The organism is Gordonia sp. SCSIO 19800, assembly GCF_018132775.1.
GTDB classification, from domain to species: domain Bacteria; phylum Actinomycetota; class Actinomycetes; order Mycobacteriales; family Mycobacteriaceae; genus Gordonia; species Gordonia hongkongensis.
The window spans coordinates 189,629-206,101 of sequence record NZ_JAGRQM010000003.1 but is presented as its reverse complement, the minus strand read 5'-3'; the positions used below and the strand labels follow the sequence as shown (position 1 = coordinate 206,101).

The window sequence follows — 16,473 nt, the reverse complement described above, 5'->3', positions numbered from 1 at the left end:
ATCGGCGATCACCGCAGCACACACAACTAAGAGTGGCCGTAGAAGGATCGATTGATTGGACAGGAGGCAGCCAGCGCAACGTCCAACTGTAGCAGAAAATAGACGCACTTTGTCAAGCCCGTCAAGAAGCGATTTCGCACGGGTGGCTGCCTGCACGTCGACCGCTGGTCACAGCCTGGCCCGACAACGCCCAAACGTCAAGCGGTACGCGCCAATTTCGCCAACTTGTCCCGCGAGTCACCCGTCTACCTGGCGCTCACGCGGCGATCAGAAGGGCTCGACGCCCTGGATCCGCCACGTATCCCCCTCCTTGACCATCGCGAACTGGACACGCGGGGCGAGACTGTTGGTGGCGATGCTGTTCTGTGTCTCGCTGATGATGAGGTTCGCGATGACCGTCGCACGCGCGCCGTCGCCTGCGCCGGACAGGTTGGTGACGCCGACCGCGTCGACCCGGCATTCGGCTCCCGACTTGGTCTGGGTGATCAGGTCGCGCTGGGTCTTCAGCGACTCGTCGAATTCCTTGCGCGCATCTCCGGTGAGCGCGTTCTGGGCGCGTTTCGCCCAGCCGTCGAGGTCGGTGTGCTCGTGTCCCCACACCGCGCAGATCTGCTCCTGCGACTGGCCGATGAGCTCGGTGGTGGCGCTCTGATCGACGAACGCCCGGTTCTCCCCGAGGCCCGGCCGGAAGGCCAGGATCACCGCGGCGACGCCGAGCAGCACGGCCACCCCGGCCAGCATCGCGGTCAACAGCAGCGGATTGCGCTTCTTCGCCGGTCCCCGCTCGGGGGCCGGCCGAGACGGCCCAGAACCGGTCGACGACGGACCGTCCGCGCCTGTCTGCGTTCCGCTGGGACGCAGGGTCGAAACCCGCGACACCGGGCGGGTCCTGGTCGTGGGCGGGGTGGGTTCGGCCCCTTCGAGGCCCGGCGTCTCCGCTCCTCGCTCCTCAGCGGGCACGGAGACTTCCGCGTCGTCGGACTTCGACAGGGACACACCGGATTCGGTGGCCAGCTCGTCGGCGTCCGAACGCGCGGCACGGGTGTGTCCGGCGACCTTCGGCGTCGGACGTCGCTTGCGCGGGGGCTGGTTCGGGGTCGGTGCCATCAGTTTCCGCCTCCCGTCGCGGGCGCCTGGCCGGCGTCGGCGTACTCGATGCCCTCGAGACCGGCGACGTTCTCGGCCTTCCAGGTGTCTCCCTCACGGGTCATGCTGACCTGGAAGCCGCGCGTCTGGTCGACGTTCGGCTCCCCGGCGCGCTGGAGAGTCGTGAGGACGTAGACGAGGACCTTCGCCTTGCCACCCTCGTCGTCGACCTCGCTCGGCGCACTGCGCAGCAGCCGCGCACTGAGCTTCGCGGTGTTCTCCCCCGCCTCGGCGAGCACGTCGAGGACGTTGCCGGTCTCGCCGGCCTTCTCGTCGCCGGCCTTCTCATCGCCGTCCGTCGCGTCGCCGAGGACCTCTTGCTTGGCCTTGCCGGTAAGCGAACCCTCCGCGCGCTGACGGAAGTCGTCGATGTTCGCCGGGTCGATCGTGGTGATGTTCAGGACGGCCTGCTCGGCTGCCTGGGTCGCCTCGTCGCGCGCGTCCTTGGTGGCGTACGCACCCATGGCCTGGACACCGAAGACCGCCACGCACACGAGTGCCGCGATCACCGCGACCACGGACAGCGCGAGTAGTCCCACGCGGGTCGTCGTCGAACCCGAGGAATCCGGGGTCTCGGGGCCGGTGATTGTCGAGGTGCCAGTCATAGCAGAAGACACTGTATAGATCGCTCCTGAGCACAGCCTAAGTCCCGATCGGCCCGCGCTGGGCGGGGCGTCGGGCTCGGCAGGCCGCGCGTCGTTACTTGGGCCGCACGCCGAGCAGCGCACTGAGCTGCATGGCGAGCGGGTTGAGGTTCAGCTTGTCCGGGTCCTTCTTCGGCGTGTTGTCCCACGGCTGCGGGTACGCCGGGTTGGCGTACTGCGCACGGTCGGCGCCGCGCACACCCGTCGGGTTCCCGAACGGCACCTTGCATCGGGCCTCGGTGTTGAACGGGAACTCGTCGTAGTGGACGTCGAAGTTCGGGTTCTTGCGCTTCATCTCCGCGATGATCTCCTGGGTCCCCTCGTAACCGCGGGTACACGAGGCCGGGTTGTTGGTCTCCAGGACGATACCGAAGTGGATCTGACCGTCACCGGGAGCCGGCGAGTGACTGCCCGCAGACAGTGCCGACAGCATCGCGAACGTCATCGACGTCGTGTAGGTGACCGGCTCGATCGTGCGCGCCACCTCGGCGAGATCCTTCACCACCTTGGAGATGTCGTTGCCGTTCTTCTGGATCAACTCGGAGATCTGCGTCGCCGACAAGGTGCCGGTGGTCAGCAGCCGGCGCAGATCCGGATCCGACGACGCCAGGGTCGCGGTGATCAGGTCGAGGTTGCGCGACCAGCTGAGGATTGCGTCGGACTGGTCGGCCTGTGTCGCCAGGACGACGTTCGAATCCTGGATCAGCCCGACCACCTCGCTCAGGTTGTCGACGCCGGCCCGCGAGAGCTTGCCGAGGGAATCGACGAGCCGGGTGAGGTTCTCCCCCTGGCCGTTGAATGCGTTACCCAGTTCGGTGATGACGGTGTGCAGGTCGTCGACCGGGATCGACGAGGTGAAGTCGACCGCGGACTTGACCACGTCCTCGAGCGGCTCGGGCAACCGCGATTCCCGGATGGTCGAGCCGTTCTCGAGATAGGGCCCCGACGCCGAGGTCGGCTGCAGGTCGACGTACTGCTCACCGATCGCCGAACGCGATGCCACCACGGCCACCGCCGACGCCGGGATCTTCGGTCCGCCCGAGTCGAGCTCGAGCTTGACGTCGACACCCTCCTGGGTGAGGTCGAGCGCACCGACCCGGCCGACCGGCACACCCAGGTAGGTGACCTCGGCGTTGGTGAAGATGCCGCCGGAGGCGGGCAGCTCGGCGGTGACGGTGTACATGCCGACGCCGACCAGCTTGTCCAGCCGTGCGTACTTCGCGCCGACGTAGGCCAGTGCGACGAGGCCGACGATGACGAAGGCGATCAGCTGGATCTTGACGAGCTTGCCGATCATCGTCCTGCTCCTGTCGGTGACTCAGGGGCCTGGGACTTGGGGGCCAGACCCATGGCCGCGAGCGGGCTGTCGAGAACCCCCTGGCCGGGCGCCGCCGGTACGGGCGCCGAGGCCGGGTAGGTGCCACCCGACGGTGGGGTGTTGGGTCCCGGCCGTGAGTTCGGGGCCGGCGGGAGCAGCGTGATCGTCGGCCAGCCGTACCGCGGCCCGTTGCCGTTGTAGTACGGGTTGCGCGGATTGACCGGCACCTTCACGCGGGCCGGCGGCGAGTACTTCGGTGTCCCCTGCCCGACGCCGAGGGCCTCGAGCTGGTTGAGGATGCGCAGGTCCAGCGTCATGAACAGATTGGCCGAGTCACCGTGGAAGGCCGGGAGGACCCAGTCCGGGAACGGGAGCGTCAGCATCAGCGGCGCCGCGGTGATCAGGTCCGGTGCGGCCTTGGTCAGCTCGCTCAGGATCGGCCGCAGCGCCTTGAGATCGTTGATCAGCGCCGTGCGGGACTTGCCCAGCACATCGGTACCGACCTGACCGAGCTGATCGAGCTTGGTCAGCAGGTCGACGAACTGCGGTCGCTGTTCCTCGAGCACCTCGATGCCCTCGGGGAGCTGCTTGAGGATGCGGTCGATCTGTGCGGTCTGCTTCTCGGTCCGTGCGGACAGATCCGCGAGACCGTCGATCGCGGCGACGATGTCGTCGCGCTGACGATTGAGCCCCGCGATGAGTTTCTCCGTCTGATCGATCAGGCTGCGCACCTCGTCGGTACGGCCGCCGAGCGTCTTGTTCAGCTCCGAGACGATCGGCTGCAGCTGGTTGATGCCACCGCCGGTCAGCAGCAACGCCAGGGCTCCGAGAACCTGCTCGATGTCGGTCGCGGTACGCGTGCGGTCCACCGGGATCGGCTCGGCGGGATTCTGCCGCGGCGCGTTCGCGCTGTTGTCCGGATCGCTCAGCGACACGAACTTCTCACCGAGAAGCGAGGTCTGTTGGACGCTGGCCTGCGCCTCGTCGGACAGGTCGACGTCGTTCTGGACCTCGACGGTGACCTGCGCGAACCAGGCGTCGTTCGGCACCTCGACCTTGGTGACGCGCCCGACGGGGATGCCGTCGCGTTTGACCATCGACTGCGGCACCAGGTCGAGCACGTCGTCGAACTGGATCTTGTATGTGCGCGGGCTGCTCCCGGTGTCGACGCCGCCGGGCAGCGGGATCGACTGGATGCCGCCGGACATACAGCCCGACACCATCACGGTCAGCGAGAGCGCGGCGCCGGCCAGGGTGGTCCGTACGGAGCGTCGGTTCATCAGTTGCCTCCCCGGGGTCGCGGGGCACTCGAGCTCGGTGACGGCTTCGTCGACGGGGTCTTCGTCGCCGACGGTGCAGGCGTGTTGATCTGCGGGTCGGGGTTGCCCGGAACCGTGCCCGGAACCGGTGCCTTCTGCAGCTTGTTGTTGCTCATGATGCCGAAGGGCAGCACCGGTAACACCGGCTCGAGCACCCCGTCGGTGATCTGCTTGCCGATGGCCTCACATTGGTTGATCAGCGGGCGCAGAGTGTTGCTGAACTGCGTGAACTGCGGGTTTCCCGGCATCAGCGCGCCCAGATCGAGCAGGCGGCACTGCGCGCCGATCAGGTCCTGCAGCTCCGGGATCGTCAGACGCAGGGCCAGCGTTCCCGACTCCGCGTCGTAGGCGTTGATCAGGTTGTTCATGGCCACCGGCAGGACCGTCAGGACCTCTTTGAGGTTGTTCTTCTCATCGAGCAGCGCTTGCGTGGTCGGCTGCAGGTCCTTGACCGTCTCCCCGATCTGCTCACGGTTGTCGGCCAGGAAGCCGGCCACATCCCCGAGCGCGATCGACAACTTGTTCAGCGCGGCTGCGAGTTGTTCGCGCTCACCCGCGAGGAACCTGTTGAACGACGCCATCTGGGTGTTGAACTGCCGCACCTGGGCGTCGTTCTCGCGCAGCGCGCCGACGAAGGTGTTGAGGCCCTTGACGGTGTCGAAGAGGTTGTTCCGCGAATCGCTCAGCGTCGTGGAGGCCTTCGACAGGTTCTCGATGGCCTTTCCGAGCTTCTCGCCGTTGCCGGCGAGGTTCTCGGCGCCCGTCGCGACGAGTTCACTCACCGCGCCCTGGCGTCCGGTGCCGTCGGTCTTGTTCGCGCCGTCGGGCCCGAGGGCGTCCGACAGTTCCTTGACGCTGGCGTAGAGCTCGTCGACCTCGACCGGGACCATGGTCTGGTCCTCGTTCAGGGTGATGTCGCGACCGGCCTTCGGGCCTCCCGAGTAGGCCGGGGTCAGTTGCACGAAACGGTCGGCGACGACCGATGGGATCATCTGCACGGCACGGACGTTCTCGGGCAGCGTGATGCCGCGGTCGACCGTCATGGTCACCTTCACCGTCTCACCCTGCGGCGTCACCGAATCGACCTTGCCCACGGCCACGCCGAGGATGCGGACGTCGGAACCGGAATAGATGCCGACCGAACGTTTGAACGTCGCGGTGATCTTGGTGGTCCCGATCGCGGAGAACACCCACCACAGGGCGCCCGCGACGACGAGCGCGAGAATCAGCCCGAGGATGAGCGCGACGATGTGCCGCGGGGTGAACCAGCGGCCGGGGCCGGAGATCTGTGTCAGGTCTGGTGCGGTCATCAGCCTGCCCCCGTTCCGCCGTTGTTTTCCATCGCCATCTTGTTCGGCGGCCGTGTGGTGTTCTGCTGCGGCAGCGCCGGCGGCAGTAGGTTCACCACGACCTGATCGAACCAACGGCCGTTGCCGAGGACGTTGGCGTACAGGCGGTAGAACGGCGCCATGTTCTTGATCGTGTCGCGGATGTTCTGGTTCTGACGCTGCAGCAGCTCGTTCACGCCCTTCAGCGCGTCGAGCGCCGGGCCGATCTGCTCCTCGTTGTCGCGCACGATGCCGGTAAGCGAGTCGCCGAGGCTCGTCGTGCTGGCCAGCAGAGCGGAGATGGACTGCTGCCGGTTGTTCAACTCGTCGAGCAGCTGGCCCGCGCCGCCGATCAGGCGCACGAACTCCTCGTTGCGATCGGCCAGGAGCTTCGAGGTGTCCTTGGTCGCGGCGAGGAGCTTCTGCACCTCCTGGTCGCGGCTGGCGATCGTGTTGGACAACCGCGCGAGACCGTCGAGCGCGGGTCCGGTGTTGCCGGCCGTACCGGAGAAGGCATCCGACAGCACGCGCATCGACTCGGCCAGCTGATCGTTGTCGAAGTCCTCGATCTGCTGCGCCGCACCCGAGAACGCCTCGATGACGTCGTAGGGCGAGACCGTGTCGGTGAGCGGAACGTCGGGGTCGGCCGGTTCACTGCCACGCGGGTTCAGTCCCAGGTACTTCTGCCCCAGGATCGTCTTGATCTGGATCGATGCCTGTGTCTGGTCGCCGATCCAGGTGTTCTCCACCTTGAAGCTGACGTCGACGCGGTCGCCGTTGAGCTTCACGCTCTCGACCTCGCCGACCTTGACGCCTGCCACGCGCACCTCATTACCCGCCCTGAGTCCGGCGGCCTCGGTGAACTGCGCGGTGTAGCGGGCGCCGGCGCCCAGCAGCGGAACCTCGGTCAGGTAGAAGGCACTGAGTCCGAGCATCAGGAGGATCAGGACACCGATGGCGCCGATGCTGACCGGGCTGCGTCGTCCGCCGAAGCGGCGATGCGGGTGCTGCGCCGGCTGCTTCGCGGCGTCGTCGTCGCCGTTGTCGTCGGCGCGGTTGTTCTCGTCTGCCATCGTGGTCACCCCCCTGGCTTCTCGTCAGCCCAGCAACGGGTGGCCGCACTGGTGTAGAGCACGTGATTGATGTCGGGCAGCGGCACCAGCGGCTGTGTCAGCAGCGTCGACTTGCCGTTGCCGGCGACGACGTCGATACCGCACAGATAGAACTGGAACCAGGAACCGAAGGTCGCGGCCCGGCCGACCTTGCGCAGCTTGACCGGGAGGTTGGTCAGCGTCTCCTCGATGTCCTCGTTGCGCTTGTTGATCTCGTCGGACAGCGACTTCAGTCCGGCGATGTCGCCCTGGATCGACGGGCGCGTCGCACCGAGGATGTTCGCGGTCACCGAGGTCAGATTCGACACGGAACTGATCGCCGATCCTACCGAACCGCGTTGCGCGGCAAGCCCGGTCACCAACTTCTCGGTGTTGTCGAGGAGGCTGGTGAACTGCTCGTCGTTGCGGTTGACCGTGTCGAGGACCTTGGTGAGGTTGCCGATCAGCTCACCGATCACCTTGTCCTTGTCGGCGATCGCGTTCGTCAGGTCCGCGGTGTCGCTGACCAGCCGCGTGATCGAGCCGCCCTGACCGTCGAAGACCGCGATGATCTCGGAGGTCAGCTTGTTGACGTCGTCGGCCGACAGCTGTTGGAACAGCGGCCGGAACCCGTTGAACAACTCGGTGAGGTTGACCGGCGGGTGGGTGGAGTCGTCGTCCTCGTCCAACCCGAACGTGTGACCCTGCGACACGGTCCGGGCCGGGTCGCCGGCGCCGCGTTCGAGCGCCAGATACCGCAGGCCGGTGAGGTTGCGATAGCGGATGTAGAGCTGGGTCCCGTCGGGCAACCGGTCGCGGTCGAGGTTGAACGAGACCATCGCCCGGTTGCGGTCGTAGACCTCGACTTTCTCCACCTGTCCCACTCGCACGCCGGCGATGCGGACGTCGTCGCCGGAGTTCAGCAGGGTGGCGTCGTCGAAGACGGCCTTGAACTTCGCGTCTCCGCCGCCGCCGGCGTTCGCGATGGTGATCGCGAGCAGGCTGGTCGTCACGACGGTGACGACCGCGAAGATGATCAGCTTGACCAGGGGCGCGATTATCGACCTCATTTGATCTCGACCTGCGCTCCCTGGAGGGAACCGCCGGCGATCATGGTCACCCAGGTCGGCACCGACTCCGGCGAACGGCCGCTCGTGGCGCCGTAGATGACCTGCAGCTGCTTGCGGTAGTCCGGATCGTCGAACGGGTTGGACCGGACCGATGCGGTACCGGCAGGCACGCCGCTGAACTGCGGCTGCGGCAGCTTCTGAACGTTGCGCGGACCGGCGTTGCGTGACGGCGGCTGGTAGCTGCCGTCGGCGAGACTGCCACCCGGATACTGCGGGAACGGGCGACCGTCGGTGGGGGGCTCGTAGCAGACGGCGGGTGGGTCGAGATCCATGAAGCGGGGTTCGTCCTGGTTCGGTAGATAGCGGCCACGAGGATTGATGAACTGCAGGTTCACCCGCACACCCGGGTTCTTGGTGCCCTCGCCCACGATTCTGCGTGACTCGGGGATCAGACCCACGAAGTTGCGGAACGTGCAGACGAAGGTCGGCGACTGCTTCGCGAGTCCGACGAGCAACTCTTCCGAGTCGACAGCGAGGTCGATCAGGTCGGTGCGGTTCTGGCGCAGCCAGCCGGTGAGGTCGTCGGATGCCACACCGAGGGTCGCGATGAGCGTCCGCAGATCTGCCTGCCGTTCGACGATGGTGTTCGACGTCGTCCGGAACGAGTCCAGCGCGTCGACGACGTCGGGCAGCGCCTGCGAGTAGGTCTGCGAGAAGGTCGCCAGGCCCTCGAGGGTGCCCTCGAGGTCGGGCAGGTTCTTGTTGACCTCGACGAAGATCTGGTCGAGCTCTTCGAGCGTCGTGCCGAGCTGCTCACCGCGGCCCGACAACGCCTTCGACAGCGCGGTCAGCGTGGCGTTGAGATCCTGCGGCGGGATGGCGTCGAGGACCGGAAGCAGCTTGTCGAACAACTCCTGGACCTCGAGTGCGTTGCCGCTGCGATCGGTCTCGATGGTCGCGCCGTTGGTCAGCGTCGGTCCGGTGTTGTCCTCGGGGACCTGCAGCGCCACGTACCGCTCGCCGAAGAGCGTCTTCGGCAGGATCCGCGCGGTGGTCTTGTCCGACAGTTCCTTCGCCTTGTTCGGGTCGAGGCCGAGGATGACCTCGACCGACCCGTCGGGCGCCGGCTTCACCTCACGGACCTCGCCGACGACCATGCCGCGCGCCTTCACGTCGGCGTTCGCGGGCAGCGCGTTGCCGGTGGAGTCGGTCATCAGGGTGACGTCGGTGAAGTCCTGGAACGTCTTGTTGAACTTGGTGATGGTCGCGGTGAGGAACAGTGCGACCACGAGAAAGAAGACCAGGCCGAGCAGCCTTCTACGCAGGACCGACACCGCTAACCTCCCACTCTGACCGTCGTCGTGGTGCCCCAGATCGCGAGTCCCAGGAAGAAGTCGAGGATCGCGATGAGGACCAGTGCCGAGCGGACCGCGTGACCGACGGCCACGCCCACACCTGCGGGTCCACCCGATGCGTAGTAGCCGTAGTAGCAGTGCACCAGGATGATCACGAAGGCGAAGACCAGCACCTTGCCGAACGACCAGAGCACGTCGGCCGGCGGCAGGAACAGGTTGAAGTAGTGGTCGTAGGAACCGCCTGACTGTCCATTGAAGACCGTCGTGACCACCCGAGACGCCAGGTACGCCGACAGCAGACCGAGCACGTACAGCGGGATGACCGCGATGAACCCGGCGATCACGCGCGTCGACACGAGGAACGGGATCGACGGCACGGCCATCGTCTCGAGGGCGTCGATCTCCTCCGAGATGCGCATGGCGCCGAGCTGGGCGGTGAAGCCACAGCCGACGGTCGCGGACAGGGCGAGGCCCGCCACCAGAGGCGCCACCTCACGGGTGTTGACATAGGCCGACAGGAAGCCGGTCAGTGCCTGCGACCCGATCTGGTCGAGTGCCGCATAACCCTGAAGGCCGACGACGACGCCGGTGAAGCCCGACATCAGCACCATCACGCCGATGGTGCCGCCGATCACCGCGAGTCCGCCCGAGCCGAAGGCAACTTCGGCGAGTAGGCGCAGGACCTCACGGGTGTAGTGCACCAGCGTCTTCGGCATCCACGCGAGCGTGCGGCCGTAGAACGACATCTGCTCACCGGCGCCGTCGAGCACCTTGAGTGGTCTGCCCAGCTGTTTGCGGGCCTCGTACATGTAGTACTCGGGCCTGCTCTTGGCGATCGTCACGCCGCCGCCACCATCGGTCACGACTAGCTCCCCTTCGGTGGGACGATCTGCAGGTAGACCGCAGTGATGATCAGATTGGCGAGAAACAGCAGAAGGAATGTGATGACGACGCTCTGGTTGACGGCGTCACCCACACCCTTCGGGCCGCCCTTGGGATTGAGGCCCTTGTAGGCGGCGACGACGCCGGCGAGGACACCGAAGACCGCGGCCTTCAGCGTCGACACCCAGAGGTCGGGCAGCTGGGCGAGGGCACCGAACGACGCCAGGTAGGCGCCCGGGGTGCCGCCCTGCATCACCACGTTGAAGAAGTAACCACCACCGATGCCGATGACGGCGACCAGACCGTTGAGCAGTATCGCGACCAGGACCATGGCCAGCACACGCGGGACCACGAGTCGCTGGATGGGGTTGATGCCCAACACTTCCATCGCGTCGATCTCCTCGCGGATGGTGCGCGAACCGAGGTCGGCGGCAACCGCCGACCCGGCCGCACCCGCGATGAGGAGCGAGGTCACGAGTGGTGACCCCTGCTGGATGACCACCAACACGCTGGCCGCACCGGTGTACGACTCGGCGCCGAGTTGTTTGATCAGCGAACCCGTCTGCAAGGAGACGATCGCGCCGAACGGAATCGCGATCAGGGCGGTGGGCAGGATCGTCACACTGGCGATGAACCACGCCTGCTGGATGAACTCCCGCCACTGAAACGGGCGCACAAAGGTCTGGCGTGCAACATCGACGAAGAGCTGAACGATATTGCCGGTCTGGGCTAGGGCGCCCGTTCCGGCCTGCGCGATTCGGTCGACGCCACGCGTGGTGGCATTGGTCATCCCTGGATCGTCCGCCCTTCGTTTGCGTCTGAAGCACGATGACTGGGCTTGGTCAGTGCGTCGCCGCCACCGGGCGTCTGCCACTGCTCTGTCGGCGCATCGCTGCCGCCGTAGTCGATCACGTCGGTCTTGGCGTCGGCGACGGCCAGGTTCCCCGAGGAAGCGCTCGTCCACTCGTTGTCCCCGCTGTGGCGTCCGTTCGCCACATCCTCGGCGTGGGCGCGGCTCTCCTCGCGGATCTGGTCTTCCTGCTCCTGGCTGCGACGGATGGCCTCCTGCGCGTTCTGCGGCAGGCCGGGCAGCATCGCATGCACGCGCTCACGGTGACGGGCGACCGCCTTGCGTTCGGGCATACCCGGATTGGGCTGGACCTGCGGGATGATCTCGGTGAAGTCCTCCTTGGTACCACCACCGGAGATACCCGCGGCCTGCATGGCCTCTTCCTGCTTCTGGACGGCCTCGTCCTTCTCCTCCGACATACCGATCGGACCGAACCGGTCACCGGAGAGGAACTGCTTGACCACCGGCTGCTCCGAGGTCAGCAACTGCTCACGCGGACCGAACATCACCAGCTCCTTCCGGAACAACATGCCGATGTTGTCCGGGATCGTGCGCGCGATGTTGATGTTGTGCGTCACGATCAGGATCGTCGCATCGATCTGGGCGTTGATGTCGATCAACAACTGGCTGATGTAGGCGGTACGCACCGGATCCAGACCCGAATCCGGCTCGTCACACAAAATGATCTGCGGATCGAGCACCAACGCGCGCGCCAGACCGGCACGCTTGCGCATACCACCGGAGATCTCACCGGGAAGCTTGTCCTCGGCACCGGTCAGACCGACCAGATCGATCTTCTCCATCACGATGTCGCGGACCTCGTTCTCCTTCTTCTTCGTGTGCTCACGAAGCGGGAACGCGATGTTGTCGAACAACGACATCGAACCGAACAGGGCACCATCCTGGAACAGCACACCGAACAGCTTGCGGATCTCATAGAGCTCTTTGGCCGAACACTGCGTGATATCGGTGCCATCGACGATCACCGACCCCTGCTCGGGATGCAGCAACCCGATCAACGTCTTCAAGAACACCGACTTACCGGTACCCGACGGACCGAGCAGCGCAGACACCTCACCCTCAGGGAGGGTCAGCGTGACATCACGCCAAATATTCTGCGAACCAAACGACTTCGTGAGCCCCTCGACACTGACCTCAACACCCACAACTTCCTCCAGACGATCGCTGCCCCCGAAGGCGGCCACGGTGTGACCGCACACCAACCGGTGGCATTTGTGGTTGGGGTCACTCTAACCGACCCGTCCCCGCCCACAACGCCGCCGCGTGGTTCTCGGTGATGGCTGCGGGAAACCTACCGCCCGGTAACTCTCGCCGCGACGATGACAATATCCGATGGTTCGCGGTGAGGGAAGTCGGGCCGGCCCCTCGATGTGACGGCCACCGCAGACCTGGGCTCCACCTGTGGAACACGATCCGACGCCCAATGACCACCCTCGAAGTCGATGGGCGGTGGCGTCGGAATGATGTCGATCCGGCGGTCTCCGGCGTTAGCGCGGAGGTGCGGCTCAGGCAGCTGTGTGACCGAATTTCGCCAGCCACGGCCGCAAGAGGCCGACGAGCTCGCCGGATTCCAGCGTCGCCCACGTCCAACGGATCACGACGATCCCTTGGGCGCGGAGGGCGTCCTCGCGCCGCTTCTCTCGGATCAACACATCCCGAGGGGATTCGCCCGGACCCACGAGTCCGTACTTCTGGAGACCGTCGAACTCGCCGATGATTCGTCCATCCCAGTCGAAGTCGGCCCGCGCCTCGCCGTGCGGCGTCTGGAACGTGTGCTGCAGGCGCGGCGTCGGCAGTCCGGCCAGAACCATCTGCGCTCGGCTCCACGACTCACCGACACTCTCGGCGCGCGCGTCGGCAACATCCAGCGCCTGACGTGCGACACCGACGTTGCGCCAGCCTGCGCGGCTGTCGACCATCGTGGACATCAGCCCGGGATCCGCCCCCATGCGCAGCGCCTGGTCGAAGACGACGAGCGCTTGAGCGAAGTCGCCGGACATGGCGATGTCCACCGCGGTGCGTTCGGCGCGGGTGACCAGGACACCTTCGACGACCACCGTCTCATCTCTGCCCAGTGGGCCGTTGTGGACGTGGCGGTGCCCACGGACGAACCCGCCGCTCGAACTCGACGGCTTGGTGAGGTGGACCGTCTCACGCTGAGGATGCAGTGTCGCGAGGCCGAGAAGAGCGGCAGCGGACTGATGGCTGAGGGTCGCGACACCGCGGTCTCGCGCGGAGGTGGCGACGGCGATCGACCGCTTCCGATAGAGCCTGTCGGCGCCGTCGGGGCCGTCGAACTCCGCCGACGCGGCGATCCACACGCCCGGCGCGAGACGGACGAGTGCTCCCCGTGCGACTGCAGTGGTGACCACGCCATCGCCGATACCCGCCCGGAGTGTCGCCTCTCGACGGATCAGCCCGTGGCGGTCGGTGGGAAAACTGTCAGCAGGGAACCAGGCCATGCGTCTTGGACGCACACGACCCCGTCTCGGTTGCATCCCATTCCGGATTTCCCCCTGCGCACCGTGCGCCGAGCCCCCGGATCGAAGTCGCATGCGATGTCAGTCCGTCGGTGCGACTTCGATCGAGGTCGCACCGACGGATCGATGTCGCGTGCGACTTCAATCCGGGGAGACCGCCGGCCGAAGCCGCAGCAGGCCGACGAGTTCGCCGCGGACCGAGGGCGAGGGGCGCAGACAGCAGACAGCAACGAGCCCGGGACAGCGATGCTGTCCCGGGCTCGTGAAACGCTTGCGCGTGAGTCGGTCTTACTTGACCGAAACCTTGGCGCCGGCCTCTTCGAGCTTGGCCTTGGCAGCCTCGGCGGCCTCCTTGTCGACCTTCTCCAGCAGGGCCTTCGGAGCGCTCTCGACGAGGTCCTTGGCTTCCTTCAGGCCCAGGCCCGAGACGACCTCGCGGACGACCTTGATGACCTGGATCTTCTTGTCGCCGGCACCCTCGAGGATGACGTCGAACTCGTCCTGCTCGGCAGCGGCCTCGGCGCCACCGGCAGCCGGGGCACCGGCAGCGGCGACGGCGACCGGAGCCGCAGCGGTGACCTCGAAGACCTCTTCGAACTTCTTCACGAAATCGCTGAGCTCCAGCAGGGTCAGTTCCTTGAACTGATCGATGAGCTCGTCAGCGGTGAGCTTCGCCATGGTTGGCGTCCTTCCTGTCAGTCCCCGTACGGGGCTTTGGTGTTCATCCCCGTACGGTTCGGGGATTGGTGTGGTGCGGCGGACGACCTATTCGGTCTCGCCGGCTTCGTTCTTCTTCTCCTGCAGGGCCGCGGCCAGGCGCGCCACCTGCGAAGCCGGCTGGTTGAACAGACCGGCGGCCTTAGCCAAGTTGCCCTTCATGGCACCGGCGAGCTTGGCCAGCAAGACCTCACGGGTCTCAAGGTCGGCGATCTGCTCGATCTCGGCAATGGACAGCGCGCGGCCGTCCATGTACCCGCCCTTGATGACCAGCGCCTTGTTGTCCTTGGCGAACGTCTTGATCGCCTTCGCGGCCACGACCGGCTCACCTTCGATGAAGGCGATGGCGGTCGGACCGGTGAACAGCTCGTCGAGCCCTTCCACGCCCGCCTCAGCAGCGGCACGCTTCACCAGGGTGTTCTTGGCGACGGAGTAGGTTGCACCCTCACCGAGGGAACGTCGCAACGTGCTGATCTGGGTGACGGACAGGCCACGGTATTCCGTGACAACCGTCGCCGTGGAGCTCTTGAACTGCTCCGCGATCTCCGCAACTGCGGCGACCTTTTCGGACTTGGCCATACTTCGCCTCCTCTCCTCGTCACTATGAGTTGGTCGAGTCCAACAAAAGAGCGACGGGCATCGGGAGGCGATCGAGGGCGGAGATGACAAACGCCCCGGCACACAGGCACGGGGCGTGAACGCACACACTGTTCGTGTGGAGCGACATTCCTCGTTCATCCTGCGTGGGCCGGCGACCTCGTCGCGCCTTCGTCCGGGAAATCCCGACGACCAACGGTCTCTGGTTGAACCGATACGACGCACGGGTGTGCATCACATCGACCACTAGGCTACGCGGACGTGGACGAACAATCCAAATCGTCGGACCTGCGGGACCCCAACGCCCGCGCACAGGCCGCCGCGGACGCCATCTACGACCGTCACCTGCAGCGGGCCTTCTGGCTGCCGGGGACACGTGCCGGAGCTGTCGCCTGGCCCATCGGGCGCGTGCAGGCCCAGTTCGGATCCTGGCATTACTGGTGGCAGGCACACCTCGTCGACCTGATCGTCGACGCCGCGATCCACCGTGTCGGCTCGGACCGCTCCTTCGACCCCGACGTCGCCGACGACGCCAACCGGCTGCTGCGCGGCATCCGGGTCCGCAACGGCGGCCGCTGGACCAACAACTATTACGACGACATGGCGTGGCTGGGACTGGCCATCGAACGCGCCGACCGGCACCTGCACCTCGACCATGCGAGCGGACTCCGTGTCCTCGCCGGGCAGATGCTCGACGCCTGGGTGCCCGCGGACGGCGGCGGCATCCCCTGGCGCAAGGCCGATCAGTTCTTCAACGCACCGGCCAACGGCCCGGCCGCGATCCTGCTGGCACGCACGGGTCACGTCGAACGCGCCGTGGCGATGTGCGACTGGATGGACGCCAACCTCGTCGATCCCGACACCCATCTGGTCATCGACGGTCTCAAGAAGCTGCCCGACGGTTCACTGAAACCCGAGACCGGCACCTACACCTACTGCCAGGGCGTCGTGCTGGGCGCCGAACTCGAGGCGTTGCGGGCGACCGGAGATCGCCGGCACCTCGACCGGCTGGCCCGGCTGCTCGGCGCCGTCGAGCACCACTCCTGCACCGACGGGGTGATCAACGGCGGAGGCGGCGGCGACGGCGGCCTCTTCCACGGCGTGCTGGCCCGCTACCTCGCACTCATCGCCACCGACCTGCCCGAGGTCGACGGTTCGGATGAACTCCGTACGCGGGCAGCCCGGATCGTGACCCGTAGCGCGGACGCCGCGTGGGCTCATCGCACCGAGGTCGCCGGACGGGTGATCTTCTCCAGCGACTGGCGACGAAACGCGGTGATCCCGACCGACGCCGGCACGAAAGCCCAGTTCGTGGCAGGCGCCGTCAATCCTTCCGAGGTCCCGGAGCGGGATCTGTCGGTGCAGTTGTCGGCGTGGATGGTGCTCGAGGCGGCGGCCGCCATCGATCTGGGTTTACCTGAATGTGACCAGGAACACACGCGGGCATGACCAAAAGACGCCCCCTCGTTAGCCATCCGATACCGCCGCTGAGTTATCCTTCAGCGACTACGTGAAGTGACCTGGACCACACTGTAATCCGCAGCCAGCGGACGGGCCGGGAAGCAAGCGACCGACACGACGGGGTGTCGGTGTCCACCCGGCCGTCTCGATCCGTGCAACAACTCGCGGGTGCGACACCTCATCCCAGGCAGGGT

General features: G+C 66.3%; 15 protein-coding genes. 1 reads left to right on the top strand and 14 read right to left on the bottom strand.

Annotated features, from left to right (window positions below):
- Positions 1–267 precede the first annotated feature (267 nt).
- From KB201_RS04970 to rplJ, 14 genes are all read right to left on the bottom strand, one after another.
- Positions 268–1,107 (bottom strand): hypothetical protein, encoded by an 840-nt coding sequence (locus KB201_RS04970; RefSeq protein ID WP_005199672.1) that lies wholly within the window; start codon positions 1,105–1,107, stop codon positions 268–270.
- The gene (locus KB201_RS04965; RefSeq protein ID WP_210735179.1) at positions 1,107–1,751 is read right to left on the bottom strand and encodes a hypothetical protein; all 645 of its coding nucleotides are present in this window, start codon (positions 1,749–1,751) and stop codon (positions 1,107–1,109) included. Before KB201_RS04965 ends, KB201_RS04970 begins: the two co-directional genes overlap by 1 nt.
- Positions 1,752–1,845: 94 nt before the next feature.
- Positions 1,846–3,087 carry an MCE family protein gene (locus tag KB201_RS04960; protein WP_005199670.1) on the bottom strand — a complete coding sequence of 414 codons (1,242 nt, stop codon included), beginning with the start codon at positions 3,085–3,087 and terminating at the stop codon, positions 1,846–1,848.
- A complete protein-coding gene (locus KB201_RS04955; protein ID WP_005199669.1) occupies positions 3,084–4,388 on the bottom strand; it encodes an MCE family protein in 1,305 nt (434 codons plus the stop codon). Before KB201_RS04955 ends, KB201_RS04960 begins: the two co-directional genes overlap by 4 nt.
- Entirely contained in the window at positions 4,388–5,737 is a 1,350-nt protein-coding gene (locus KB201_RS04950) for an MCE family protein (protein WP_005199668.1), read from the bottom strand. Before KB201_RS04950 ends, KB201_RS04955 begins: the two co-directional genes overlap by 1 nt.
- On the bottom strand, positions 5,737–6,828 hold the full coding sequence (locus KB201_RS04945; protein WP_039880842.1) for an MCE family protein: 1,092 nt from the start codon (positions 6,826–6,828) through the stop codon (positions 5,737–5,739). Before KB201_RS04945 ends, KB201_RS04950 begins: the two co-directional genes overlap by 1 nt.
- 5 nt (positions 6,829–6,833) lie before the next feature.
- Positions 6,834–7,916, bottom strand: coding sequence for an MCE family protein (locus tag KB201_RS04940; protein ID WP_005199666.1), 1,083 nt, complete (start codon positions 7,914–7,916; stop codon positions 6,834–6,836).
- Entirely contained in the window at positions 7,913–9,250 is a 1,338-nt protein-coding gene (locus KB201_RS04935) for an MCE family protein (RefSeq protein ID WP_005199664.1), read from the bottom strand. Before KB201_RS04935 ends, KB201_RS04940 begins: the two co-directional genes overlap by 4 nt.
- Before the next feature lie 2 nt (positions 9,251–9,252).
- A complete protein-coding gene (locus tag KB201_RS04930; protein WP_081598192.1) occupies positions 9,253–10,080 on the bottom strand; it encodes an ABC transporter permease in 828 nt (275 codons plus the stop codon).
- A 56-nt stretch (positions 10,081–10,136) separates the two neighbouring features.
- Entirely contained in the window at positions 10,137–10,943 is an 807-nt protein-coding gene (locus tag KB201_RS04925; protein WP_005199661.1) for an ABC transporter permease, read from the bottom strand.
- Positions 10,940–12,169, bottom strand: coding sequence for an ABC transporter ATP-binding protein (locus tag KB201_RS04920; protein ID WP_005199659.1), 1,230 nt, complete (start codon positions 12,167–12,169; stop codon positions 10,940–10,942). Before KB201_RS04920 ends, KB201_RS04925 begins: the two co-directional genes overlap by 4 nt.
- 360 nt (positions 12,170–12,529) lie before the next feature.
- Complete coding sequence (locus KB201_RS04915; protein WP_211538505.1) at positions 12,530–13,486, bottom strand: hypothetical protein; 957 nt, start codon at positions 13,484–13,486, stop codon at positions 12,530–12,532.
- A gap of 306 nt (positions 13,487–13,792) precedes the next feature.
- Positions 13,793–14,182, bottom strand: coding sequence for a 50S ribosomal protein L7/L12 (gene rplL, locus KB201_RS04910; protein ID WP_004019500.1), 390 nt, complete (start codon positions 14,180–14,182; stop codon positions 13,793–13,795).
- Positions 14,183–14,269: 87 nt separating this feature from the next.
- Complete coding sequence (gene rplJ / locus KB201_RS04905; protein ID WP_004019499.1) at positions 14,270–14,800, bottom strand: 50S ribosomal protein L10; 531 nt, start codon at positions 14,798–14,800, stop codon at positions 14,270–14,272.
- Positions 14,801–15,079: 279 nt separating this feature from the next.
- On the opposite strand from rplJ, the gene KB201_RS04900 reads away from it, so the two are divergent.
- Positions 15,080–16,267, top strand: coding sequence for a glycoside hydrolase family 76 protein (locus KB201_RS04900; protein ID WP_211538504.1), 1,188 nt, complete (start codon positions 15,080–15,082; stop codon positions 16,265–16,267).
- The last annotated feature ends 206 nt before the right edge of the window (positions 16,268–16,473 follow it).

Bases quoted from the DNA above. Each gene is read 5' to 3' on its own strand.
- KB201_RS04970 (WP_005199672.1), bottom strand. From the start codon at position 1,107: ATGGCACCGACCCCGAACCAGCCCCCGCGCAAGCGACGTCCGACGCCG.
- KB201_RS04965 (WP_210735179.1), bottom strand. From the start codon at position 1,751: ATGACTGGCACCTCGACAATCACCGGCCCCGAGACCCCGGATTCCTCG.
- KB201_RS04960 (WP_005199670.1), bottom strand. From the start codon at position 3,087: ATGATCGGCAAGCTCGTCAAGATCCAGCTGATCGCCTTCGTCATCGTC.
- KB201_RS04955 (WP_005199669.1), bottom strand. From the start codon at position 4,388: ATGAACCGACGCTCCGTACGGACCACCCTGGCCGGCGCCGCGCTCTCG.
- KB201_RS04950 (WP_005199668.1), bottom strand. From the start codon at position 5,737: ATGACCGCACCAGACCTGACACAGATCTCCGGCCCCGGCCGCTGGTTC.
- KB201_RS04945 (WP_039880842.1), bottom strand. From the start codon at position 6,828: ATGGCAGACGAGAACAACCGCGCCGACGACAACGGCGACGACGACGCC.
- KB201_RS04940 (WP_005199666.1), bottom strand. From the start codon at position 7,916: ATGAGGTCGATAATCGCGCCCCTGGTCAAGCTGATCATCTTCGCGGTC.
- KB201_RS04930 (WP_081598192.1), bottom strand. From the start codon at position 10,080: ATGTACGAGGCCCGCAAACAGCTGGGCAGACCACTCAAGGTGCTCGAC.
- KB201_RS04925 (WP_005199661.1), bottom strand. From the start codon at position 10,943: ATGACCAATGCCACCACGCGTGGCGTCGACCGAATCGCGCAGGCCGGA.
- KB201_RS04915 (WP_211538505.1), bottom strand. From the start codon at position 13,486: ATGGCCTGGTTCCCTGCTGACAGTTTTCCCACCGACCGCCACGGGCTG.
- rplL (WP_004019500.1), bottom strand. From the start codon at position 14,182: ATGGCGAAGCTCACCGCTGACGAGCTCATCGATCAGTTCAAGGAACTG.
- rplJ (WP_004019499.1), bottom strand. From the start codon at position 14,800: ATGGCCAAGTCCGAAAAGGTCGCCGCAGTTGCGGAGATCGCGGAGCAG.